The organism is Frankia alni ACN14a (assembly GCF_000058485.1).
GTDB classification, from domain to species: Bacteria; Actinomycetota; Actinomycetes; order Frankiales; family Frankiaceae; genus Frankia; species Frankia alni.
In genome coordinates this window covers 1,996,623-2,018,964 of sequence record NC_008278.1, presented here as the reverse complement: position 1 = coordinate 2,018,964, position 22,342 = coordinate 1,996,623, and the positions used below count along the sequence as shown (strand labels likewise).

Genomic DNA, 22,342 nt, shown 5'->3' with positions numbered 1-22,342 from the left:
CTCGAGGCGGCTCAGCCCGCGTCGGCCTCCGGTCGGCGGGTCACCCGCAGCCGCGCGTGTGCCAGCACGGCGGGCATGTTGCGGATCACGTCACGGTCGCGGTCGCGGTCCTCCTCGGTGAGCTCCTCCCAGTCCACCATCGACGGGTGTCGCTTGTCCGGCCCGGCGTCGCTGCGCAGCGGTCCGTAGGAGTAGCCCTGGCGCTCCTTGTGGCGGCGCCACCGCACGTGCTCGTCGCGGGCGAGTTCCTCGATCTCGGCGTCGGTGAAGGTGAACGGGTCGCCGTCCGCCGCGGCGGAGACGATCGACCAGTCACGGGCCTGCGCGATCGCCGCGTACTGGGCGGCCTGCGCGCGATTGGCCTCCCGCAGCGGCTCGGCCAGCTCCGCCCACGGTCGTAGGCCCGGGCGTGAACCCGCCTCGTGCCGCTTGCCGAGCTCATGGTCGAGGTAGCGGCGGTGGATCGCCTGCGCCATCCGCTCGACGCACCCCACGTCGAACAGCGGTGGGGTGGCCGCCACGGATGCGGGGGCCGTTGCGGACTGCCGGGTCGAGGATCCGCTCACAACCACTGTCATGGCCCGGTGACTCCTTCTGAAACGGATGGCGGCCGAGGTTCGAACTGCCGGTGTTGCGGCGCCGCTAGTCCAGTCTCTTGCTTGCCGACCATGGGCCGCCACCGGAAGTCCGCCGCCCGACACGGCCAGCCCGAGCGACGAAACCCCCACCGTCGTAACCAGCACCCCCGAGACCAGCACCCCCGAGACCAGCACCGTCGCCACCGCCACCGCCGGCCTCGGTAACGTCCGGGTCCGTGGGCCGTTGCCAGACCCAGACGACCAGCGCGGCGAGCGCCGCGGCGAACGCCAGCGCGCCGAGCACCTGCACGGGCACCCCGAACGCCCCGTGCCCCGCCCCCGGCTGACTGTTCGGTTCCGCCGCGACGCCGATGCCCGCGCCGAGCATCGCGATCGCGGCAAGCCACCCCAGCACCTGCGGACGCGACCGCCCGAACCAGACGAGCACCGGCACCGCCAGGGCGACCGGGCCGGCCACCAGGGCCAGCGCGACCATCGCCAGCCCCGTCCACAGCACCCGCACGGCACGGCCCGGCGACGCTGCCCCCGGCAGCCGGGTCGCCCGCGGCAGCGGGGGAAAGGCCGGGTACCCGTTCTCGTTGGAGCGGCGCCGCAGCCGGAACCGCTCCGGCAGCACGGCGAGCCCGACGAGCACCAGGAGCAGCAGCAGCCCGACGATCAGGTTGCGCCGGTACTCGGTGCCGGGGACGTTGTCGATGACGACGGTGCCGCCGGCGCCGGCCGGCACGATCCAGCCCTGCTGCCAGCCGTCGAGACGCACCGGCGTCAGCGTGGTGCCGTCGAGCTTCGCGGTCCACGAGGTGTTCGCGTTCTCCCGCACGGCCAGGAACGCCCGCTCACCCGCCCCGATCTGGACGCTGCGGTGTTCCGCGCCCCACTGGCGCACCTGCGTCGCGCGGGCCGCCTGCCCATCCGGCTGGCGCCCGGCGCCGACCAGCGCCAGCGAGTCGACGAGGATCGAGGTCGGGCCCTGGTCGACGCGCAGCTGGTGGGTCCCGGCAGGCAGCGCGAGGCGGCCCCCGTCGGTACACAGCGAGACCTTCACCGGCAGCACCGAGGTGACGTCGCTGTTGCGCCCGGTGATCCGCAACGGGTAACGCTTCCCGTCGGCGATCAGGCTGGGACCACTACCGCAGGGCACGACCAGCGGCTCGTCGTCGGCGGGCGGGGTCCCCCGGGGGGGCGGCAGGAAGCTCGCCGTACCGTTCACGGTGAACGTCATCTCACGGGGCACGTCGAAGCGGCGGGACAGCGCCAGCTCCTCCGAACCACCGAACGGCTGCGCCGGGTCGACCCGCTCCCGCGCCAGCGAGAAGGCGACGGTCCCCTGGTCGGCCCCGGCGAACAGCCGGCCGACGTCGTCGGGGAGCTGCGCGTAGTGCTCGAACGTGACCCCGGGGATGGTGATCTCCCGGATGCCGGCGCCGAGGGTGTCGTCGTTCTCCCGGTCGACCCGCTCGAACGTGATCCGGTACCAGCGGCTCTCCCCCGGCGGGACGGCGAGGCGCTGGACGTCCTCCACCGGGGACACCTCGGTCACGACCGCACCGGACTCGCTGGTCACCCGCATCGCCCGCACGGCCGGTCGCCAGGGGCCCTCCGACAGCAGCCGGATGTCGATGTAGGGCACGGCCATCCGGTGACCGACGTCGAGCTGGATCCACTGGCCGGCGGAGGTGGTGCCCTTCTTGCGCATCGCCGTCCAGGCTGTCGCGGTGAACCCGTCGACGGCGGCCGGCGGCGCGAGATCCGGCGCGGCGAGCAGGTCGTAGCCGTAGGAGGAGGCCGTGACCGACATGCCACCGACGAAGCCGGCGACGGTCTGGTGACCGGCCACGTCGTCCTCGGCCCACTGGTTGGGCTCCCCGGTCCTGCCCACGGCGTTGCCGGTCGGCCCGAGCAGGTAGGAGGTGGCGTCGTGGACGATGCCGAACGTGCTGTCCCGGCGGGTCAGGGTGTCCGTGTCGACCCAGGCGGTCGACGGGCCGATCACCTCCCCCGGCGCAACCTTGATCGCGTTCGGGCTCGTCGGCGCCGTCGCCGCGGCCGACGGGCCGGCGAGGTCGGCGGCGAGCACGACGGGCCGGTCCGCGCCGAGCAGGCCCTGCGCGGCGAGCTGCACCGTCGCCTCGGGTCCGCCGGAGACGACGACGGCGCTGTCGGCGGCGTAGGACTGGACAAGCTTCGCGCCCGTCGGCACCGTCCAGATCTCCAGCGCCGGCACCTTCTGCTTCGGGTTGCGCAGCTCCGGCACGAGCCGTTCCTTCGCCGAGGCGCGTGCCGGCACCTGCGGGCCGAAGGAGGCGGCCAGCGTCAGTCCGGAGGAACGCAGCGCCCGGTGCAGCTCGTCGGTGGACGGGGGGATGTCCCAGTCCTTCTGCTCCAGGTCGTTGCGCAGCAGGATCTGCCCGATGCCGGCCCGGGCCAGGGCGTCGGCGAGCCCCGGCGCGGAGCCCGCGGCCAGTTCGCGTTCGATGCCGTCCATCAGCCGGGTCACCCCGGCTCCGCCGAGCGGGATGAGGCTGCGAACCCCCCAGGGTGTCTTCGCCAGCCACTGCAGCGGCTCGTCGAGGGGGCGGCCCCAGTCGTACTCGGCGAACGGCGAACCGGGCAGCACCAGCGCCCGGCCGCCCTGCGGGTTCCCGCCGAGCCAGTCGGCGGCCTGCACCCAGTAGTCGGGCACCTGCGTGAACGGGCGGGGCTGCAACGCGCGGCCGGACAGCGCGGGAGTCATGCCGCAGACGAGCGCGGCCACCGTCACCGCGGCGGCAGCCGTCGTGACGCCGGCCCGTGGGCGCGCCCAGCCCCGCCGGCCGGCGGCGCGGCGCAGCCGCGTGGGCGCGCGGCGGACCCGGACGGGCAGGGCTACCAGCGCGTGCCCGACGCCCAGCGCGATCGGCAGCCGCACCACCGGCTGGAACTTGTAGACGTTGCGCAGGAAGCCGAGCTGGTTGCCGAGCAGGTCGCGCGCCACGCCCGACAGCGGGCTGCCCGGGTCGCCCGGGTAGGCGGCGGCGACGGAGACGGTGCCGACGGCGAGCGTCACCAGCAGGAACCGGCGGGCCGGCAGGTCCGGCCGGGACAGGCCCCACAACCCGATCGCGGCGACGGCGGCGGAGCCGACGATCGGCACCGGTCGGGAGACGTACTCGGTCGCCGCGGGCAGCCAGGGACGCGGAAGCTGGAGGTAGGCCATCCAGTCCGTCGCGCCGCGCAGCGTCTCGGCGACCGACGTGGTCGCCGTCGTCGTCTGGACGGTCTCGGTGTACGGCAGGAAGTTCAGCCCGTAGCGGCCCTGCACCATCAGCGCCAGCAGCCACCACATCGTGGCGAGGATGACCGCGACCACCCACCAGGCCCGCAGCGCCCAGGCCCGGCGGGTCCCGCCCGCGAACGCGAGCACCACCGCCGGACAGAGCAGCACGCACAGGGTGACGGTGGCGTTGGTGCCACCGGTCCCCACGACGGCGAGGCCCGACAGCGCCGCGGCGCGCCGCGGGGACAGTCGCCGCGCCGGGTCGGCGGCCGGATCCTGCCCGTCGGGATACCCGTAGCCGTCCGGCGGGCCGGGGGCCGCGGCCGTGCCGGTGTCCGCGCCGAGGGCGCCGTCGGGGCGCAGCGCGAGGATCAGCGGCAGGGTGATCCAGGGCAGCATCGCCGCGCCCGCGAGCGCGACGGAGGTCGCCCCGATCTTGCCGAGGAACATCGGCGACAGCGTGTAGGCGAGCCCCGCCAGCACCCGGGTGGCGGGCACGCCGAGGCGCAGCGCGTCGGCGAGGCGCACGACGCCCCACGACGAGACGGTGAGCAGCAGCGCCATCCACAGCCGCTGCGTCGCCCAGGGCGGCAGGCCGACCAGCTTGCCCAGGCCGAAGAAGGGCCCCATCGGGAACAGGTAGCCGACGTACTGGTTCGGCAGGTACCCGAACTCGGCGAGGGAGTTCCACAGATGGGTGGCCCGGCCCATGAAGCCCCACGGGTCGAGGGGGACGTCCAGCTTGGTGTCCGCGGTCAGCCGGCCGGGCGCCTGGAGCAGGTAGAGCACCGCGAACCCCACCGCCATCCCGAGCAGCGGCCACCGCGAGGTCCGGCGGGCGCGCGGCGACGAGGCGGCGGAGGTGAAGGCGGCGGATGACCGGTACGCGCGCGGGCCGGTCGCCGTCGCGACGGGACCGCGGGCGGGGGAGAGAATCGCTGACTCCAGGGTCGAGAACAGGTATGCCCGACCCTACCCAGGGCACCGGAACCGGGATGTCTCGCCCCTCCCCGGCCGATAACACCCGATGGCATCTCGTCCCGGCGTGGAAGCAACAACGGCCGCAACGACGGCGACGACGGTCGGGCGGCCGGTGGGGCGACCGCTACGACGAGCGGGCCGCGCCGTCCCGCTCGGGCGCGGGACGCACCGACAGCTCGCCGCGGCCCACCGTCGTCGCCAGCACCGCGGCCAGCGCGGCCGTGGCGGCGGTCGTCGGCTCCCCGCCCGGCGTCGGGATGGTCACGACGGGCTCCTCGACGGTCTCCCCGGGGTGCGCGAGGGCGACCCTCGAGCCAGCGAGCCGGCTCACACCCGCGCTCGGGAGGCTCATCGTGGCACTCGGAAGCACCAACGCGGCACCCCCGGCGTCCGACGTGCGGCCCGCGCCGGCGGGCTCGGCGGCCGAGCCGAGCACGACCGGGTCCGCCGGAGAGCGGTCCGCCGGAGAGCGGTCCGCCGGAGAGCGGTCCGCCGCGGAGCGATCGGAGCCCGCAACGCCCGCAGGCGGGTCCCCCCGGCGCGCCGCCGCCGGCTGGACCGTCTCGGGCCTCGGGCGGCGCGGCGGCGACAGCGGGCCACGCGCAACCGCGCCGACAACCGGCCGACCGAGCCCATCGGCACGGTCGGGACGCGCCGCCGGGGCCCCGCGCCGCGCCGCGCCCCCGCGCGCCGGCGCAGCGGACGAGTCGGACGGGACCGACGGGCCACGCGACACGGCTGGGTCACGGGAGACGGGCGGGACAGCGGAGGCAGGCTGAGCGGCCGTAGCGGGCTGGGCAGGCGAGTGGCTCTGGCCGGCCGCACCGAGCTGGACGGCCGACTCGGGCCGGACCGGCTGGACGGTCGGGACGGGCTGGACGGTCGACACAGGGTTGGCGGGCACCACGAGGCCGGGCGCGGCGCGGCCCAGGTAGCGGCGGGCCCGCACCACGTCGACGATCATCGCCGGCGTGTGCCGGGTCACCCGGAACGTGCCGCCGGGGATCTCCGCCCAGTGGATCGGGACCTCGGCGATGCGGTAGCCGATCGAGCGGGCGATCGAGAGCACCTCGACGTCGAAGCCGAATCCCGTCGAGCGGGCGAGGCTGAACAGCAGCTTCGCCTCCTGCCCCCGGAACGCCTTGAATCCGCACTGGGTATCGGCGACATCCAGGCTCGCCAGCGACCGGGTGATCTGGTTGAAGGCCCAGCTACCGACCCGGCGACCGCTGCTACGCACCGCGCCGGCGCCGATGCGGCGCGAGCCGAGCGCCACCTCGGCATGTTCCAGAGCGGCCAGCAACAACGGCAGGTCGTTGACGTCCGAGGCGCCGTCGGCGTCCATGAAGACGATCGAGGCACCGTGCGCAACCGACACACCGGCGCGCACCGCCGCACCCTTGCCCGAGTTCCACGGTAGCCGTAGCACCCGGCCACCCGGCACCTCGGCGAGATACCCCTCCGCGACGGCGGCGGTGCCGTCGGTACTCCCATCGTCAACCAAGATCACTTCGGCGTCGGGAATCTTGCGCATCACCGACACCAGCTCGGCCAGCAAACCGGGCAGGCGCATCGCCTCGTTGTAGGCCGGGATGATGACGCTGACGGGCACGCTGTCCAAGACTCAACTCCTAGGCTGCGACGGCGGACCGGTGACAGACGCCGACGAGGGCGCAGCGATTGGTGACGGCTGGACGAGATCAGCATGCAGTTTCAGACGATTCACCAAGAGTGTCAATGTATGAGCACCAAAGTCCACCATCCCGACCTTCGTCCCCTTCGCTCCGCGACAGGCACTTATCGGCCATACATTGCTTATCGGGCGTCCCAGCGGCGCCCAGCATACGGACACCGAAGAACAGATCGGACAGCGGGTGGACGGCGCCAGGGCGGGCGGACGAGAATGATCAATCACGGAAAGCGACGAACTCCCGACGGTCAGATATCCGCCCGGTCTCCCCACCAACAAGGAATGACCACCTGGAGCACTATGCAGGCATTCCTCGCGCCGATTCACCACGGCCACGGGGCTGGTGGAATCCGCCGCTCCCACGGCCTCCCACCGCGGCAGGGGCGTCCCGACTGCCGGCAGACCGACGCCGCCAGGGCCGACGCCCGCCGTGGACGACCACGTCACCCACGCCGCTCGAGCCCGATCACAGCGGCCGCACCGAGCTCGACGCGGTCTCCCGCCCCGGCGTCCGGGTGCCCGCGAGCGAGGGCGGGACCTCCGACGAGGCACGAGAACGGCAGCTGGCATCGCACTGCGTCATCAGCGTCATCAGCGTCATCAGCGCGGGGCGCCATATCGGACCCCGATTCCGCTCATGTGACCGGCGTATCACACGGCCGCGGGCTACGATCACGTCGCCGGCGGCCGGCGCGAGACTCGTCGAGGTGGCCGCGCCCGCCCGGTGGCGCCGCGGGGCGGCAGCCGAAGGAGGGTCCATGCCGCAGTCGGAACGCGCCGGCCGCCCGCGCGTGCGCTCGCCCCAGGTCGGCGATTCCGACGCGCAGCTACGCGGCCTGGTCGGCGCCGGACGCTCGCGGCTGCCCCCGGCGACGGCGATGCGGGCGCGCGACGCCGCCCAGCCCAGCGAGGACGACCTCGCCGAGGCGGAGCGGGTGGTCGTGCTGCGCCGTGGCCAGCGCACCACCCCGGTAGCCGCCGGGCAGGCGACGGCCGCCGGGCCAGCCGCGGCGGACGGGCAGGCTGCGGCGGACGGACGGGGCGAAGGCCGCCGACCGCGGCCACCGCGGCGACCCGATGGGCGGTCCGCCGGACCTCGCCGGCCCGCGCCCGCGCCCCGCCCGCCGGCCCCCGCCCCGCCGGGTCGGCCGGCCGGTCAGGACGCCGAGGAGGCGGTGCCGGACGCCGAGGGGACCTCGCCCGTGCGCTCGTAGGCGGAGAGCATCCGCAGCCGGCGCACGTGCCGCTGCTCGCCGCTGAACGGCGTCGTGAGGAAGACCTCCGCGAACGCCAGCGCCTCGGAGACGGTGTGCATGCGGGCACCGAGGCTGAGCACGTTGGCGTCGTTGTGCTGACGGGCCAGCGTCGCGGTCTGCTCACTCCAGACCAGCGCCGCGCGCACCCCCACGACCTTGTTCGCCGCGATCGCCTCGCCGTTGCCGGAACCGCCGATGACGATGCCGAGGCTGTCCGGCTCGGCCGCGGTGGCCCGCGCCGCCGCCAGGACGAACGGCGGGTAGTCATCGTCGGGGTCGTACTCGACGGGACCATGGTCGACAGGCGCATGGCCCAGCTCCACCAGGCGCTCGGCGAGCGCCGCCTTCAGGTGGAATCCTGCATGGTCGGAACCTAGATGGACGCGCATGATGCGTCATCATGCCTGATCACGTGAAGATCGGTGCCACGTCCCGGGAGCGCTTGAGCTCGAAGAAGCCGGGCGTGCCTGCGACCAGCAGCACTCCGTCCCACAGCCGGCCGGCGTCGGCGCCCTTGGGTGCCGGGGTGATGACCGGCCCGAAGAACGCGTTCTCGCCGACCGCGACGACCGGGGTGCCGACGTCCATGCCGACGCGGCCGATGCCGTCGGCGTGGCTGGCCCGCACCTTCGCGTCCCACTCGGTCGAGCTCGCCGCGGCGGCGAGCGCGGGATCCGCGCCCGCCTCCGTCAGGGCGGCGACGAAGGTCGCCTCGTCGAACTCGGCCTTCTCCACGTGCCGGCGGCGGCCGAGCGCGGTGTACAGCGCGGCGAGGACGCCCTCACCGTGCCGCTCGGCGGCGGCGATGCAGATCCGCACCGGGCCCCACCCCTTCGCCAGCAACTCCCGGTACTGCTCGGGCAGGTCGTCGCGCCCCTCGTTGAGCACGGAGAGGCTCATCACGTGCCAGCGGACCCGGACCGGGCGGACCTTCTCCACCTCCAGCAGCCAGCGCGACGTCAACCACGCCCACGGGCACAGCGGGTCGAACCAGAGGTCGGCGACAACCGTGCCGGGATCGTCCTCGGCTGCCGCCGCTCCCGGTGCGGGCGCCGGGGTGGACAGGGTCTCGGTGGTCATGGAAGGCCTCCTCGATCGACGACTGCGCTCGCCGGGGTAGAACCGGTCAGGGCGGTGGACGCTTCCCGGTCGCCGCGAGATATCCGGCCACCCGGTTCACCACGGCGACGAACGGCACGGCGGCGATCGCCCCGGGGATGCCCGCCAGCACGCCGCCGGCGGACAGCGCGATCACGATCGCGAGCGGATGCAGCCGCACGGCCCGGCGCATGACCAGCGGCTGCAGCAGGTGCCCCTCGATCTGCTGCACGGCCAGCACGACGGCCAGAATGATCAAGGCGTCGGTCACCCCGCCCGAGACGAGCGTGACCAGGACCGCCGCCACGCCGGCCACCGTCGCCCCGATGATCGGCACGAAACCGCCGAAGAAGGTCAGCAGCGCCAGCGGCGCGACGAGCGGCACGCCGACACCGACCAGCCCCATCGCGATGCCGAAGGCGTCGACGGCGGCGACGAAGACGGTCCCGCGGATGTAGCCGGTGATCGTGAGCCAGGCCTCCCGGCCGGCACCGCGCACCCGGTCCTCCGCCCCCGCGGGGAAGCGGGTGACTATCCAGTCCCAGATCCGATCGCCGTCGTAGAGGAAGAAGAACGTCGAGAACAGCGCGACGAGCAGACCGGTGATCACCTCGGCCGCGACCGACGCGCCGGAGATCACCCCGGAGACCAGCCGTCCCCGGTTGTTCGCCAGGTTGCGACGGATGTCGTCGACGAGATCGTCGATCTGGCTCTGGGACAGGTGGAACGGCCCGTTGGTCAGGTAGCCGCGGATCTGCTCGACGCCCTCGCTGACCTGGTCGCTGACCGTCGGGATCTCGTTAGCGGCGTTGAACCCGACGGCGACGGCGGCCCCCGCGAGCACGGCGAAGAAGACGAACAGCGCGGCGAACGCCGCACCGAGCCGCGGCAGGCCGAGCCGCTGGAACCGATGTGCCAGCGGGTGGATGAGCGCCGCGATGAGCAGCCCGGCGATGATCGGGATGACCACGACCCGGACCCGGCCGATCGCCATCAGCAGGATGTAGACGGCCGCGCCGATGATGATCAGGCGCCACGACCAGCCGGCCGACACCCGCAGCGAGACCGGGATGTGCTCCTCGGCGCGAGCGGCGGTCGACGGTGACGAGTCGGAGCCGATGGCGGCGGCGCCCTGTGCGGAGCTGATGGCGGCCGACGACCCGGTCTCGCCCGACTCGTCCAGCCGGGCCGCCCGAGCGGCCCGCAGCATCCGCAGCCGGCGCGGGACGATCCCCTGCCGCAGGCCGCTGCCCACCCCGGCCACGGTGGCCCCGGACCCGGGATCGCCCGCGGCCTCGGTCGCCAGATGCGTCCCAGAGCTCGCCGAATGCGCCCCAGAGCTCATCGAATGCGCCCCGGAGCTCGTGTGCGCCGTGGAACGCGCGGGATCCTCCGCCGCCGCACCGCCGGCAGCCGCACCGCCAGCAGCAGTACCGCCAGCAGCAGTACCACCGCCGACAGCAGTACCACCGCCGGGGGCCGAATCGGGCCCGCCGCCGGTGCCCGGACCGCCGCCCGCTGCGGCACCTGCATTCCCACGCGAGTCCGGTGGCGCGCCGCCGGTGCCCGGGTCCGGTCGGCCGGCCGGCGCTCCCCCGGCACCCGTCCCGGACCCGTCCGAACGCCGACGCACGGGCACGCGGCCCAGCCCGGCCACCCGCCTCACCCGCGCCCCCTCCGGCTCCCGTACCCACAGCGCCCCGCGCGTGCGGGACATGTCGCCATGGTGCCGCACCGGGCCCGGGGACGGAGGACCTACCCCGCGTGAATCGCCACAATCCGGAGCTTGCCCCGGCGCACCGCCGCCCGGCGTGGCCCCGGCGGACCACCTCCACCGGCGGCATCCGGACCGGCCCGGCACGTGAGCGACCCCGTCCGTCACCCCGCCGACCCCGCCCGTCACGTGGCCGGCCCCGCCCGTCACACGGGAGACCCTGCCCGTCGCGTGGGAGACTGGGCCGACGGCAACGACCGTGCCGCGGCCACCTGGGCCGACCGACGCCGGCGAGTCCGTGTGGCGACGGGTCCGTGCGGCGGCGGGTCCGTGCGGCGGCGGGTCCGTGCGGCGGCGGGTCCGTGCGGCGGCAGGTGTTCCACGTGGCGGCAAGGTTCCGCGTGGCGGCGCGCCGCGGGGGAACACGCGGGTCCAGGGCGCGGGAGTGCGGGTCCGGGGCCACGGGCCGCCGCGGCGGGTCGCCCCGGCCGGCGCGGTCGCGTGCCCGACAACACGCCGAACGCGCCCGTTCGCGGGTACGTTTCGCGGGAATGCAGTGCCAGCCGAGAAGTCCGTGCCTGCCGAGAGGAACCGGGTGCCCAACAATCTCACCCGCGACGAGGCGCGCGAGCGCGCCCGCCTGCTCAACGTGGCGTCCTACGACGTCGAACTCGACCTGACGACCGGCCCCGGGACCTTCCGCACGTCGACCGCGGTCACCTTCACCGCCCGCGAGCCGGGGGCGTCGACGTTCGTCGAGCTCGCCGCCGCCAAGGTCGACGAGGTCGTGCTCAACGGCAGGTCGCTGGACCCCGCCGCCGTGTTCGACGGCGAGCGCATCCGGCTCGACGACCTCGCCGAGTCCAACCGGCTCACCGTGGTGGGCGACGGCGTGTACTCGCGCACCGGGGAGGGGCTGCACCGCTTCGTCGACCCGGTCGACGAGGCCGTCTACCTGTACACCCAGTTCGAGACGTACGACGCGCACCGGATGTACGCCTGCTTCGACCAGCCCGACCTGAAGGCGACGTTCACGCTGACGGTGACGGTGCCGGCCGAGTGGTCGGCCATCTCCAACAGCGCGGTCGCGGCGGTCGCGGAGGCCGCGATCGGCGTGCGCACCATCCGGTTCCTCCCGACGCCGGTGATCTCGACGTACATCACCGCGCTCGTCGCCGGTCCCTACCACGAGGTCCGCGACCGCCACGACGGCATCGACCTCGGGTTGTACTGCCGGCGCTCGCTGGCCGAGTTCCTCGACCCGGCGGAGATCTTCGAGATCACCAAGGCCGGCTTCGACTTCTACCACCGCGTGTTCGACTACCGGTACCCGTTCGGCAAGTACGACCAGCTCTTCGTGCCGGAGTTCAACGCCGGTGCGATGGAGAACGCCGGCTGCGTGACGTTCCTGGAGGAGTACGTCTTCCGGGCCAAGGTCACCGAGGCCCGCCGCGAGCGCCGCGCGGAGACGATTCTGCACGAGATGGCGCACATGTGGTTCGGCGACCTGGTCACCATGCGCTGGTGGGACGACCTGTGGCTCAACGAGTCGTTCGCCACCTACATGTCGGTGCTGGCGCAGGTGAGCTCCACGCGGTTCACCAACGGCTGGACGACCTTCGCCAATGCGGAGAAGGGCTGGGCCTACCGGCAGGACCAGCTCTCCTCCACCCACCCGATCGTCGCCGACGCCCCCGACATGGACGCGGTGCGCACGAACTTCGACGGCATCACGTACGCCAAGGGCGCCTCGGTGCTCAAGCAGCTCGTCGCCTGGGTCGGGCAGGAGGAGTTCCTGTCCGGGCTGCGGACGTACTTCCGCCGCTACGAGTACGCGAACACCTCCCTGCGCGACCTGCTCGACGAGCTGGAGAACGCCAGCGGCCGGGAGCTGACGAGCTGGTCCGCCGAGTGGCTGGAGACGACGGGCGTCAACACGCTGCGCCCGCGCTTCTTCACCGACTCCTCGGGCCTGTTCACCTCGTTCGACGTGGTGCAGGAGCCCCCGAGCGCCCCGCCGACCGCGTCGAAGGCGCTGCGTCCCCACCGGCTCGCGATCGGCCTGTACGACCGCGACACCACCGGTGCGCTCGTCCGCCGCGAACGGGTCGAGCTGGACGTGACCGGCGAGCTGACCGAGGTGCCCAAGCTCGTCGGTGCCCGCCAGCCGGATCTCATCCTGCTCAACGACGACGACCTCACCTACGCCAAGGTCCGGCTCGACGAGCGCTCGCTGGCCACCCTCGTCGAGTCGATCGGCGCGATCTCCCAGTCGCTGCCGCGGACGCTGTGCTGGGCGGCGGCGTGGGACATGACGCGCGACGCGGAGCTCGCCGCGCGCGACTACGTCCGGCTCGTGCTGTCCGGGGTGACCGCCGAGGACGACATCGGCGTGGTGCAGTCGCTGCTTGCCAAGGCCGACCTCACCATCGACGCCTACGGCGAGCCGGCGAACCGGACGCCGGCCCTGCGGGCGCTGACCGAGCGGGCCGAGGAGCTGGCCCGGTCCGCGCCGCCCGGCAGCGACGTGCAGCTCGTCTACACGACCACGTTCGCCCGCGCCGAGGACGCCGACCAGGTGGCCCGGGTGCGGGCACTGTTCGAGGGCACCGACGTCATCGAGGGTCTCGTCCTGGACACCGAGCTGCGCTGGACGCTGCTGACCCAGCTCGTGGCCCGCGGCGTCTACGGCGACGCCGAGATCGACGCCGAGCTCGCCCGCGACCGCACCGCCACCGGCGAGAAGCGCGCGGCCACCGCGCGGGCCGCCCGCCCGAGCGCCGAGGCGAAGGCCGCCGCGTGGTCCGCGGTGATGGACTCTGACGAGCTGTCCAACCACCTGGCCGTCGCGACGATGAGCGGCTTCTGGATCTCCGACCAGCTCGAGGTGACCCGGCCGTACGTCGACCGCTACTTCGACGAGATCGGCGGGATCTGGGAGACCCGCAGCTTCGACACGGCCTCGACCATCACCCAGATGCTCTTCCCGTCCTCCGTCATCGAGCCGGAGACGGTGGCCAGGGTCGACGCGTACCTCGCCGACCGCAACCCGACACCGCCGCTGCGCCGCGCCCTGCTCGAGGGCCGCGACGGCCTCGTCCGGGCGCTGGCCGCCCGCGCCAAGGACGCCGCCGCCGGGGCGTAGGCGACCGCGACTCGGCCCACGTCGGCCGAGACGCCGTAGCAGGCGTCTCGGCCGACGTCGAGCGGGCCGGAACCGATCGTGCGTGCCCGCCGCGCGGGCGTACGGAAGCCGGGCGGCCGAGGAGGGCGATCCGCAGGGTCGGGGGGTCCGCCCCGCCGGCGTGTCCCACCGCTGGGGTCACCTCGCCTCCGTGACCGGGACCGGCTCGTCGAGGTCGAGCGCCGGCACGGTCGCCGCCGCCGGTGTCCGCGGCAGAGCGAACGCGACCAGGAGCAGGCCGATGACCATACCGGCGGCCGTGAGCAGGACCGCGGTGAACGCACCGTCGGCGAGATCGGCGCGCAGGCGATCTCCCTGCTGGTCGGCTATGTCCGCGGTGGCGACGGCGACGAGGACGGCGAGCCCGACGGCGTTGCCGATGTTCAGGGTGGTGGAGGCCATGCCGGAGGCGACGCCCTGTTCCCGCGCTGCCACTCCCGAGGCGGCCGCGATCCACATCGCCGTCCAGACCACGCCTTGGGCGATGCCGGAAAGGATCAGCCCGGGCAGCAGGACGGAGAACGACCGCGCGCTGTCGAAGCCCAGCGCGAGCACGGCGGTTCCCACCGCGCCGAAGGCGAACCCGGCCAGCAGGGTGAGGCGGGCGCCGACGGCGTTCGTCATCCGTTCGCCCACCTGGGTGCCCGTGGCGATCGCGACGGACGGGATGAGGAAGGCCAGGCCGGTGCGCAGCGCGTTGTAGCCGTGCACCTCCTGCAGCAGCAGCGTCAGGAAGTAGGGCAACGTACCGAACGTGGCCATGTAGATGAAGGTCACCGTGATGGCGACCGTCAGCGGGCGGTTGCGCAGCAACCGGAGCGCCAGCAGGGGATCCGCAGTGCGGGCCTCCAGCACGATGAATGCGGGCAGCAGGATCGCGGCGGCGACGACGCCGGCGACGACGCCACCCGAGGTCCAGCCCGACTCCGGGCCCTGGACGAGCACGAAGACCAGCATCGTCGCGCCCGCCGTCACCGTCAGAGCCCCGGGCAGGTCGAAGCGCCGGGCGGCGTGACGCGGCGCGTCGGCGGGGATGACGGCGAGGGCCGCCAGGGCGACGAGGACCGCAAGCGGCACGTTGACGAAGAAGACGGCGGACCACCCGAACGCCTGGGTGAGGACGCCGCCGAGCAGCGCGCCGACCGTCAGGCCACTTGCTCCGGCGCCGCCCCAGACCGCGAGCGCCCGGTTTCGCCGCGGACCCTCCTCGAACAGGGTGTTGATGAGGGACAGCGTCGACGGAAGCAGCAACGCGGCGCCGATTCCCTGCACCGCGCGGGCGACGACGAGCACCGCCGGCGCGCCCGCCAGGCCGCCGACGAAGGAGGAGACGGCGTAGATGGCCAGGGCCAGCACGAACATGCGACGCCGGCCCAGCAGGTCGGCCGCCCGACCCCCCAGCAGCAGGAACCCCCCGGCGAACACGGCGTAGGCGCTGACCACCCACTGCTCCGTCTGCCCCGAGAAGTGCAGGGTCTCCTTGATGTCGGGCAGGGCCACGAAGACGATGTTCAGGTCCAGCGAGAAGATCAGTTGCGCGAGGGCCAACAGCGCGAGGCTCAGGCCGAGATGGCGATGACCGGTCGTGGGCGAGCCGGCCGGCGCGGTCGAGGGCGTGGACATGTCGCGGGCACCCCTGTTCGACGAGATCCGTTGTCAGTACGACTGTACGAGTTCAAACGTACAGTTGACCGGACCGTGACGCAGGTCGATGTCGACGCAGTGTCCTCGGACGGCGATCTGTCCGCGCCGCGACCGCTTCCCTGCAGTCCTGCCGTTCGCGTACCGTCGTATCGTTCGACTACGCTGGCCGTCATGCTGAGCCAGCACCCGCTCCGTGAGCAGATCCGGCTGGAGAGCGTCCTGACGGCGCTGGGCAACTCGATCAGGCTGGAGATCGTCCGCATCCTCGACGAGGAGGGCGAGCGTTCCTGCGGCACCGTCGGGGCGAGCCTGCGCACCGAGATCTCCAAGTCCACCCTGACCCATCACTGGCGGGTGCTCCGCGACAGCGGCGTGATCTGGCAGCGCCCCGCCGGCCGGGAGAACCTGCTCTCTCTGCGTCGGGAAGATCTCGCCGTCAGGTTTCCAGGTCTGCTCGAGGCCGTGTTGCGCTCCGACGGCGCCGGCCAGTAGGACCACGGCGCCCGGTAGGACCGGCACCCCGCGTCCGTCCAGCCGGAACTCAACGCCGGCGGACTTGTCCGCATCCCGGGTCGCGCACCGTCGAAGCATGCCGGCATGCCGGTCTGCCAGCACCTGGCTGGCCCACTGGGTCGCGGTGGCGAAGGCGACGTGGCACTGTGCGGTCCTGGTCAGGCAGACCAGCGCCAGTGGCGGATCGGCGGACAGCGAGCAGAAGGAACTGGCGGCGAAGCCCCAGGGAGTACACCGCCAGCGTCGACGATGGTCACTCCGGAGGGCACAGCAATCCAGCGGGTCCGAGAAACCCGCGGTGGTGCACCGGCCCGGGACGACCGCGAGGCCGACGCGGCGATCGCGGCGCGTGGCAGGCGGGACGGTCGTCGCGCGTGTCAGGTGCGGACGAGCGAGTCGCCGGGCGGTGGGCCCGGCGCGACTCGCCGCGTCAGTGGGCCGCCGGGCTGCCGGCGGCGGGGGACGAGATGGGGGCTGCGTGGGCGGGGGCGGCCGGGCCGGCCGCCTCGCCGAGCTGGCGGATGCCGGTCGTGAGGCCGCCTACCAGGTCTCCCAGGGAGAAGCTGGACGTCATCGTGAGCGCGGCGAGCCCGGAGGCGGAGTCGCTGATGCGCTTGCGGGCGGCCGGCGTGGTGGCGACCCGCACGAAGCACTGCCCCGGCGAGACGAGGATGAGCACGGCGGGATCCCGGGCCGGGTCCTCGACGAGGGTCGACAGGATCCGCTCCGCGGCGAGCCGCACGTCGCCGCGCACCGACCCGAGCCGGACGCCGAAGCGGACGCCGCTGTGCTTCTGGGCGAGTTCCAGCGCCCGGTTCAGCCGCTCGAGCTGCTCCGAGGTGAACGCCTCACCAGTTGCCACTGGCACCACCCGCGCCGGGGACGGCCCTGGGGGTCCGCTCGCCCTCGATCTCCTCCGGCTTGGTGCCGATCCAGACCTCGTCGTGCTCCCAGGGCTGACCCGGCCGGTAGCGCGTCGGCCCGCTCTTGCGGCTGGACCAGGCGGCGAGCAGGATCGCGACCAGGAACCCGCCGACGATCGCGCCACCGTAGATCCCCCAGGTCTGCAGGGCGGTGAGCGGGTCGGGGTTGTACTTGGTTCCGATCTCCCCCGCGGAGGCGGTGGCCGCGAAGACCGGCAGCGCGAACAGCGACAGGCCGCCGATGGTCAACACCCGGCGCAGGGCGGTGCCGCGACGCGACGCCGGGCGGCCGCCCGACCCTCGCGGCGAATGGAACATACCGGCGAGGGGCAGCCAGCGGGACCAGCGCGGTTGGCGTGGAGTCACGCAGCGAAGGTTACCGGGAAGTGGGTCGAGGGTCCTCTTTCAGGGGTGCCGACGGTCCCCGCCCGGGGGTGAGAAAGGCCCCACCGGTACCGGATGCGCCGCGGACCTCGGCCAGCAACGCGCCGAGTCGCGCCACCGCGGGGTCGGTGCGCAGGCGTTCCACCGTGACCTCCTCGCCGTCGGCGTCGCGCACGGGCAGCCGCCAGTTGGGGTAGGCGTCGACCGTCCCGGGCAGGTTGGGCTGGTGCAGGTCGCCGAGGGCGTCGCCGGGGGCGGCCAGCACGATGCGGCACGGTGAGCGCACCAGCAGCCGGTGCAGGGCGAAGGCGAGTTCGGTACGGGCCGCTGTCGTGAACTGCGCCCCGCCCCCGGTCACCTCGGCCGGCCCCGTCACCTTGGCCGGCCCCGTCACCTCGGCCAGCCCCGTCAGCCCCTCGGCCTGCAGCAGGTCGAGCAACGCGTCCCGCTCGGCGCGCCAGCCGGCGGTCTCCGCCTGCTCGGACCGTCCGAGCAGGCCCAGCCCGGCCCGAAGCCGCACGTGCTCACCTTCGAGATAGCCCGCCGCGGTGGGCAGGTCGTGCGTGGTGACGCTGGCCATCGTCGCCGCCCGGTACCGCGCCGGCGGCAGCGGGCGGCCGGCGTCGTCCTGCTCGAACCACAGCACCGTGGACCCGAGCACCCCCGTACGCGCCAGCGTGGTCGCCACGGACGGTTCGACGGTGCCCAGATCCTCGCCCACGACGACGGCACCGGTCCGCGCGGCCTCCAGGGCAACCAGCCCGAGCATCGCCTCGGCGTCGTACCGGACGTAGGTGCCGTTCGCCGCTCCGGCCCCCGACGGGATCCACCACAGCCGGAACAGGCCGAGGATGTGGTCCACCCGCAGCCCCCCGCCGCGGCGCAGCACCGCCGCCACCATCTGCCGGAACGGTGCGTACCCGGTGTCGGCCAGCGCCTGCGGTCGCCAGGGCGGCAGTCCCCAGTCCTGGCCCTGCTGGTTGAACGTGTCGGGTGGGGCCCCCACCGTGGCGTCGACGGCGAGGACGTCCTGCAGGGCCCAGGCGTCCGCCCCGCCCGGATCGACCCCGACCGCGAGATCGTGCACGATCCCCGCGGCCATCCCGGTGCCGCGGGCGGCGGCCTGCGCCGCGGCGAGCTGGTCGTCGCAGCGCCGCTGCAGCCAGGCGTGGAAGGCGATGCGGTCGGCCAGCTCGACGCGGGCGGCCGCGACGGCGGGTGTGCCGGGATGCGCGAGCTGCGCGGGCCACGCCCGCCAGTCCGGCCCGTGCCGCTCGGCCAGCGCGCACCAGGTCGCGAAGTCGGCCAGCCCCGCAACGGCAGCATCCGTGTCGGCGGCCTGCGGGTCGACGGCCTGCGGGTCGACGGCCTGCGGGTCGACGGCGTCGGGGTCGGCGGCGCCGCGCGCGGCCCGGAACAGCAGCTCCAGCGCGGTGGACTTCGCCCGCCAGACGGCGTCGCGGTCGAGCAGGCCGTCCGGGCGACCGTCCCGGCGGGCCGCACGGGCGAGCTCGTCGACGGCGGCCCGGGTCTGCTCGTCGACCCGCGCGTACTCGGGCGTCGCCTCGGGTCGCAGGTAGAGCGGCGCGGCGAAGCGGCGACTGACCGGTGAGTAGGGCGACGCGGCGACCGGCAGGGTCGGGGCGGCGGCATGCAGGGGATTGACGAGCAGCACGTCCGCACCCGCCCGGCCGGACCAGTCGGCGAGGTCGGCGAGGTCGGCGTAGTCACCCATGCCCCAGGAGGACGCCGACCGCAGCGCGTAGAGCTGGATCATCCAGCCCCAGGCCCGCGCCGGCTCGGCGAGCGCCGAGGGCCCGGGCACCGCGTCCGGCACGGCGACGAGCGCACAGCGCAGACGCCGCGCCCCCACCGCGACGTGCAGCACGTGGTCGCCCAGCGGCAGCCCGGCGGGCAGGGCGAGCGGCCGGGCCTCCCACGACTCGCCGTCGAGGCTGCGGCGTTCGGTGGGCTCGCCCGGCGGGTCGAGGGGGATCCGCCGGCCGGTGTCGAGTTCCAGTTCGGCCCGTGCCACGGCGCCCGCGGGCAGGTGCACGACGATCGGGCGCGGCGCGGCGGCCGACACCACGGCGCAGGCCGGCAGCCGGCGCCGCCAGGGCGCCTCCCGGGCCTCGGCGAGGGCCGCCGCCGGGTCGCTCGGGTCGATCCCCAGCAGACGCAGGACCGCCCGTACGGTCTGCGGCGCGACCCGCACGAGCGCCCCCTCGGCGTCGCGGTACGAGGTCGCGACTCCGGCCACCTCGGCAAGCTCGGCGAGCTCCCGGACGGCCGGTGCCGTCCACTCCTCGGCCGGATCCGCGGGCTGCGCCACCGCCGCATCGACACCCAGGGCCGCCGGGGCCGGTGCCACCGGACCGGCCACCGCCGGCCCAGGTGCTCCCGGGCCAGGTGCCGCACGTGACCGCACGGGCACGGAATGGTCGGGCGGCACGGACCGGGCGGAATCGTCTGGGCTCACGGACCAGGATTCTCCGCCGCGGGACCCGGCCGGGACGCACCGTCCGCCGGCGTCGGGGCCGGCGAGCCTGTGGTAGGAGCGGCGCCGGTGCGGCTCCAGGGCGAGGAGACCGGGTCGGGAGACGGCGGCGGCCGCCACGCCAGATCGGCATCCGTGGCCGAGAGGCCGCCCGCGAGGGTCAGCGCGTCTCGGGGGTCCGAGGGGTCGGGGATCGCCGGCGGCAGCCGCATCCGTAGCAGGGCCCCGCCGCTCGGTGAGCCCTCCGCGACCACGGTGCCGCCGTGGGTCTGCACGGCGTCGGCGACGATCGCGAGGCCGAGCCCGGATCCCGGCAGCCCACGCGCCGAGGTGGCCCGGTAGAACCGATCGAAGACCTGAGCCCGCTCCTGCGGGGCGATGCCCGGGCCGTCGTCGGCGACGGTGACCTCGCCGTCGCGGGTGCGCACCCGCACGACCGACGCCGGCGGCGAGAACTTCACCGCGTTGTCGAGCAGGTTGGTGACGGCTCGTTCGAGCATGTTCGCCCGGCCGTCGACCGGGGAGCTCGCGGCGTCGACCTCGATGCGGATGCCCTTGCCGGTGGCGCGTCGACGCACGCGTTCCGCGGCGGCGGCGACGATCTCGGCCAGGTCGAGCCGCTCCACATCCTCGGTGGGCACCTCGTCCCGGGCGAGCTCGACGAGCTCGCTGACCAGCCCGGACAGCTCGCGCATCTGGGCGTCCACATCGCGCAGCAGAGCCGCGCGGTCGGCCGCGGGCAGCGCACGGTGCGGGTTCGCCTCGGCGCGCAGCAACAGCTCGATGTTGGTCCGCAGGCTGGTCAGGGGGGTGCGCAGCTCGTGGCTGGCGTCGTCGACGAGCTGGCGCTGGCGGGCCCTGGAGGCCTCCAGGGCCCGCAGCATGCTGTTGAGACTCTCCGCGAGCCGGGTGATCTCGTCGGCCCCGGTGACGGGGATCAGCGCCGAGAGGTCCTGGGTGCGGGCCACCTCCTCGGCGGCCGCGGCGGCGGCGTCGACGGGTTTCAGGGCCGCCCGGGCCACGATCCGCCCGGCCAGCGCCGAGCCGACGACCCCGACGACCCCGACGACCCCGACGACGAGCAGCACCAGCCCGAGATCGCGCAGTGTCCGGTCGACATCGGTGGTCGGACGGGCGAGTTGGAGTGCCCCGCCGGACGCCGGGCGCTGCAGCGGGACCGTGACCAGCCGGTAGGACTGGCCGTCGACGGTGATCGTGCGCAGGTTCTGGGTCCGTTCCCGGCGGGCGACCTCGGCGTCGGCGGCGTCGACCGGGATCCGCACGCTGTTCCAGGACGACACGGCGTTCTGCAGCGGGTTGCCGCCGGCGTCGAGGAACTGGCCCTCCAGGCCGAAGCTGAACGCCTGCAGGCCGAGTCCCAGGCCCAGCGAGTTGGTCTGGATGGTGTCCGCGGACGCCTCCGCCTGCTCGATGAGCTGGTCGTCGATGGCCTGGTTGAGCACGATGCTGGTGGCGCCGAGGGAGACCCCGGCGACCACCGCGACGGCGGCGGCCACCGCCATGCCCACGAGCAGTGCGAGCCGCGCCCGCAGGGTGAGCCGGCCCAACGGCGAGGAGAACCTGAGCCGGGATCGCTGCTTCGGCCCGACCCGGGCGGCGAACCCGGCTCGCGGGGCGGCGCCCCCCGGCAGGCCGGACTCACCCCCGGCGGGCGCACCACCACCGACCGGTCCGCCGGCACCACCGACCGGTCCGCCGGCACCACCGGCCGGTCCGCCGGCACCACCGACCGGTCCGCCGGCACCGGCGGGCGCCGGAAAGGCGGGCAACGGCCGCCCCCAGGACGGCGGCGCCGCACCGCGTGCCGGCGAACCGCCGCCGGCTCGCGTCACCCGCGGTCCCCCGCCGGCTCACGCAGCACGTAACCGACACCGCGCACGGTGTGCAGCAGCCGCGGTTCGCCGCCCGCTTCGAGCTTGCGTCGCAGGTAGCTCACGAAGACCTCCAGCGAGTTGGAGGTGGGGCCGAAGTCGTAGCCCCAGACCCTCTCCATGATCATTGAGCGGGACAGCACCTGCCGCGGATGGCTGAGGAACAGCTCCAGCAGTTCGAACTCGGTCTTGGTCAGGGTCAGTTCCCGCTCGCCCCGGGTCACCTGCCGGCTGGCCTGATCCAGGCTCACGCCGCCGTAGCGCAGCACCGAGTCGGCGAGCGCACCCGGCCCGCCGGCGCCGCCCGCCCCGGCGGCCCGGGCGGCGAGCGCCGCCCGGCGGGTCAGCGCCCGCAGCCGGGCGAACAACTCCTCCAGCGCGAACGGTTTGACCAGGTAGTCGTCGGCGCCGACGTCGAGACCGCTGACCCGATCGGCCAGGCCGTCCCGCGCGGTCAGCATGAGCACCGGGACGTCGTCGCCGCGGGCCCGCAACTGGCGGCAGGTCTCCAGCCCGTCGATGCGAGGCATCATCACGTCGAGGACCACGATGTCCGGCTGGTCACGGCACACCGCGTCGAGGGCGTCCGCGCCGTCGACCGCGGTCGTCACCTCATAACCCTCGAACCGGAGCGAGCGCTCCAGGGACTCCCGGACAGCCGCGTCGTCGTCCACCACCAGTACCCGCACGGTTCCAGTCTGCCTGGGCACG

At 74.2% G+C, this 22,342-nt stretch carries 15 protein-coding genes and 1 pseudogene; 3 read left to right on the top strand and 13 right to left on the bottom strand.

Going from position 1 to position 22,342, the window contains the following annotated elements:
• Positions 1-11 precede the first annotated feature (11 nt).
• The 3 genes from FRAAL_RS08060 to FRAAL_RS30270 form a co-directional block, all read right to left on the bottom strand.
• Positions 12-578 carry a RyR domain-containing protein gene (locus tag FRAAL_RS08060; protein WP_050997045.1) on the bottom strand — a complete coding sequence of 189 codons (567 nt, stop codon included), beginning with the start codon at positions 576-578 and terminating at the stop codon, positions 12-14.
• A 64-nt stretch (positions 579-642) separates the two neighbouring features.
• Positions 643-4,662: a DUF3367 domain-containing protein gene (locus FRAAL_RS35755; RefSeq protein WP_011603042.1), complete on the bottom strand. Its 4,020-nt coding sequence runs from the start codon at positions 4,660-4,662 to the stop codon at positions 643-645.
• Between the two features lie 298 nt (positions 4,663-4,960).
• Complete coding sequence (locus FRAAL_RS30270) at positions 4,961-6,448, bottom strand: glycosyltransferase (protein WP_231861687.1); 1,488 nt, start codon at positions 6,446-6,448, stop codon at positions 4,961-4,963.
• An 836-nt stretch (positions 6,449-7,284) separates the two neighbouring features.
• Between FRAAL_RS30270 and FRAAL_RS08045 the strand changes: the two genes are divergently transcribed.
• On the top strand, positions 7,285-7,740 hold the full coding sequence (locus FRAAL_RS08045) for a hypothetical protein (RefSeq protein WP_041939009.1): 456 nt from the start codon (positions 7,285-7,287) through the stop codon (positions 7,738-7,740).
• Here FRAAL_RS08045 and FRAAL_RS08040 read toward each other — a convergent pair.
• From FRAAL_RS08040 to FRAAL_RS08030, 3 genes are read right to left on the bottom strand one after another with little or no spacing between them, the layout of a single operon-like run.
• Complete coding sequence (locus tag FRAAL_RS08040; RefSeq protein ID WP_041939008.1) at positions 7,683-8,171, bottom strand: ribose-5-phosphate isomerase; 489 nt, start codon at positions 8,169-8,171, stop codon at positions 7,683-7,685. The two genes, FRAAL_RS08045 and FRAAL_RS08040, sit on opposite strands and share 58 nt — an antisense overlap.
• Before the next feature lie 19 nt (positions 8,172-8,190).
• Complete coding sequence (locus FRAAL_RS08035) at positions 8,191-8,862, bottom strand: mycothiol-dependent nitroreductase Rv2466c family protein (RefSeq protein ID WP_011603038.1); 672 nt, start codon at positions 8,860-8,862, stop codon at positions 8,191-8,193.
• Between the two features lie 46 nt (positions 8,863-8,908).
• A complete protein-coding gene (locus FRAAL_RS08030) occupies positions 8,909-10,090 on the bottom strand; it encodes an AI-2E family transporter (protein ID WP_050997338.1) in 1,182 nt (393 codons plus the stop codon).
• Between the two features lie 1,099 nt (positions 10,091-11,189).
• Here FRAAL_RS08030 and pepN point away from each other — a divergent pair.
• Complete coding sequence (gene pepN, locus FRAAL_RS08020) at positions 11,190-13,739, top strand: aminopeptidase N (RefSeq protein ID WP_011603035.1); 2,550 nt, start codon at positions 11,190-11,192, stop codon at positions 13,737-13,739.
• A 177-nt stretch (positions 13,740-13,916) separates the two neighbouring features.
• Here the strand turns inward: pepN and FRAAL_RS08015 are convergent, their stop codons facing one another.
• Positions 13,917-15,401: an MFS transporter gene (locus FRAAL_RS08015; RefSeq protein WP_011603034.1), complete on the bottom strand. Its 1,485-nt coding sequence runs from the start codon at positions 15,399-15,401 to the stop codon at positions 13,917-13,919.
• A 192-nt stretch (positions 15,402-15,593) separates the two neighbouring features.
• Between FRAAL_RS08015 and FRAAL_RS08010 the strand changes: the two genes are divergently transcribed.
• Positions 15,594-15,914: an ArsR/SmtB family transcription factor gene (locus FRAAL_RS08010; RefSeq protein WP_011603033.1), complete on the top strand. Its 321-nt coding sequence runs from the start codon at positions 15,594-15,596 to the stop codon at positions 15,912-15,914.
• 42 nt (positions 15,915-15,956) lie between these two features.
• On the opposite strand, the pseudogene FRAAL_RS36030 reads toward FRAAL_RS08010, so the two are convergent.
• The 6 genes and pseudogenes from FRAAL_RS36030 to FRAAL_RS07985 all read right to left on the bottom strand — a co-directional run.
• Positions 15,957-16,106 (bottom strand): annotated as a pseudogene (locus FRAAL_RS36030) (flavin reductase family protein); the annotation flags it as partial.
• 259 nt (positions 16,107-16,365) lie between these two features.
• Positions 16,366-16,797, bottom strand: coding sequence for a DUF5130 family protein (locus FRAAL_RS08005; RefSeq protein ID WP_011603032.1), 432 nt, complete (start codon positions 16,795-16,797; stop codon positions 16,366-16,368).
• Positions 16,784-17,224: a hypothetical protein gene (locus FRAAL_RS08000; RefSeq protein WP_231861569.1), complete on the bottom strand. Its 441-nt coding sequence runs from the start codon at positions 17,222-17,224 to the stop codon at positions 16,784-16,786. The genes FRAAL_RS08005 and FRAAL_RS08000 overlap by 14 nt, the downstream gene beginning before the upstream one ends.
• A gap of 10 nt (positions 17,225-17,234) precedes the next feature.
• Positions 17,235-19,613, bottom strand: a complete 2,379-nt coding sequence (malQ, locus tag FRAAL_RS07995) for a 4-alpha-glucanotransferase (protein WP_011603030.1) — start codon at positions 19,611-19,613, stop codon at positions 17,235-17,237.
• A gap of 104 nt (positions 19,614-19,717) precedes the next feature.
• On the bottom strand, positions 19,718-21,262 hold the full coding sequence (locus FRAAL_RS07990; RefSeq protein ID WP_372667014.1) for a HAMP domain-containing sensor histidine kinase: 1,545 nt from the start codon (positions 21,260-21,262) through the stop codon (positions 19,718-19,720).
• A gap of 326 nt (positions 21,263-21,588) precedes the next feature.
• Positions 21,589-22,320, bottom strand: a complete 732-nt coding sequence (locus FRAAL_RS07985; RefSeq protein ID WP_041939006.1) for a response regulator transcription factor — start codon at positions 22,318-22,320, stop codon at positions 21,589-21,591.
• Between the last annotated feature and the right edge of the window lie 22 nt (positions 22,321-22,342).

Bases quoted from the DNA above. Each gene is read 5' to 3' on its own strand.
- FRAAL_RS08045 (WP_041939009.1), top strand. From the start codon at position 7,285: ATGCCGCAGTCGGAACGCGCCGGCCGCCCGCGCGTGCGCTCGCCCCAG.
- FRAAL_RS08010 (WP_011603033.1), top strand. From the start codon at position 15,594: ATGCTGAGCCAGCACCCGCTCCGTGAGCAGATCCGGCTGGAGAGCGTC.
- FRAAL_RS08035 (WP_011603038.1), bottom strand. From the start codon at position 8,862: ATGACCACCGAGACCCTGTCCACCCCGGCGCCCGCACCGGGAGCGGCG.
- FRAAL_RS07990 (WP_372667014.1), bottom strand. From the start codon at position 21,262: ATGGCGGTGGCCGCCGCCGTCGCGGTGGTCGCCGGGGTCTCCCTCGGC.
- FRAAL_RS08015 (WP_011603034.1), bottom strand. From the start codon at position 15,401: ATGTCCACGCCCTCGACCGCGCCGGCCGGCTCGCCCACGACCGGTCAT.
- FRAAL_RS08040 (WP_041939008.1), bottom strand. From the start codon at position 8,171: ATGCGCGTCCATCTAGGTTCCGACCATGCAGGATTCCACCTGAAGGCG.
- FRAAL_RS08030 (WP_050997338.1), bottom strand. From the start codon at position 10,090: ATGCTGCGGGCCGCTCGGGCGGCCCGGCTGGACGAGTCGGGCGAGACC.
- FRAAL_RS35755 (WP_011603042.1), bottom strand. From the start codon at position 4,662: ATGGCGGTGGGGTTCGCGGTGCTCTACCTGCTCCAGGCGCCCGGCCGG.
- FRAAL_RS08060 (WP_050997045.1), bottom strand. From the start codon at position 578: ATGACAGTGGTTGTGAGCGGATCCTCGACCCGGCAGTCCGCAACGGCC.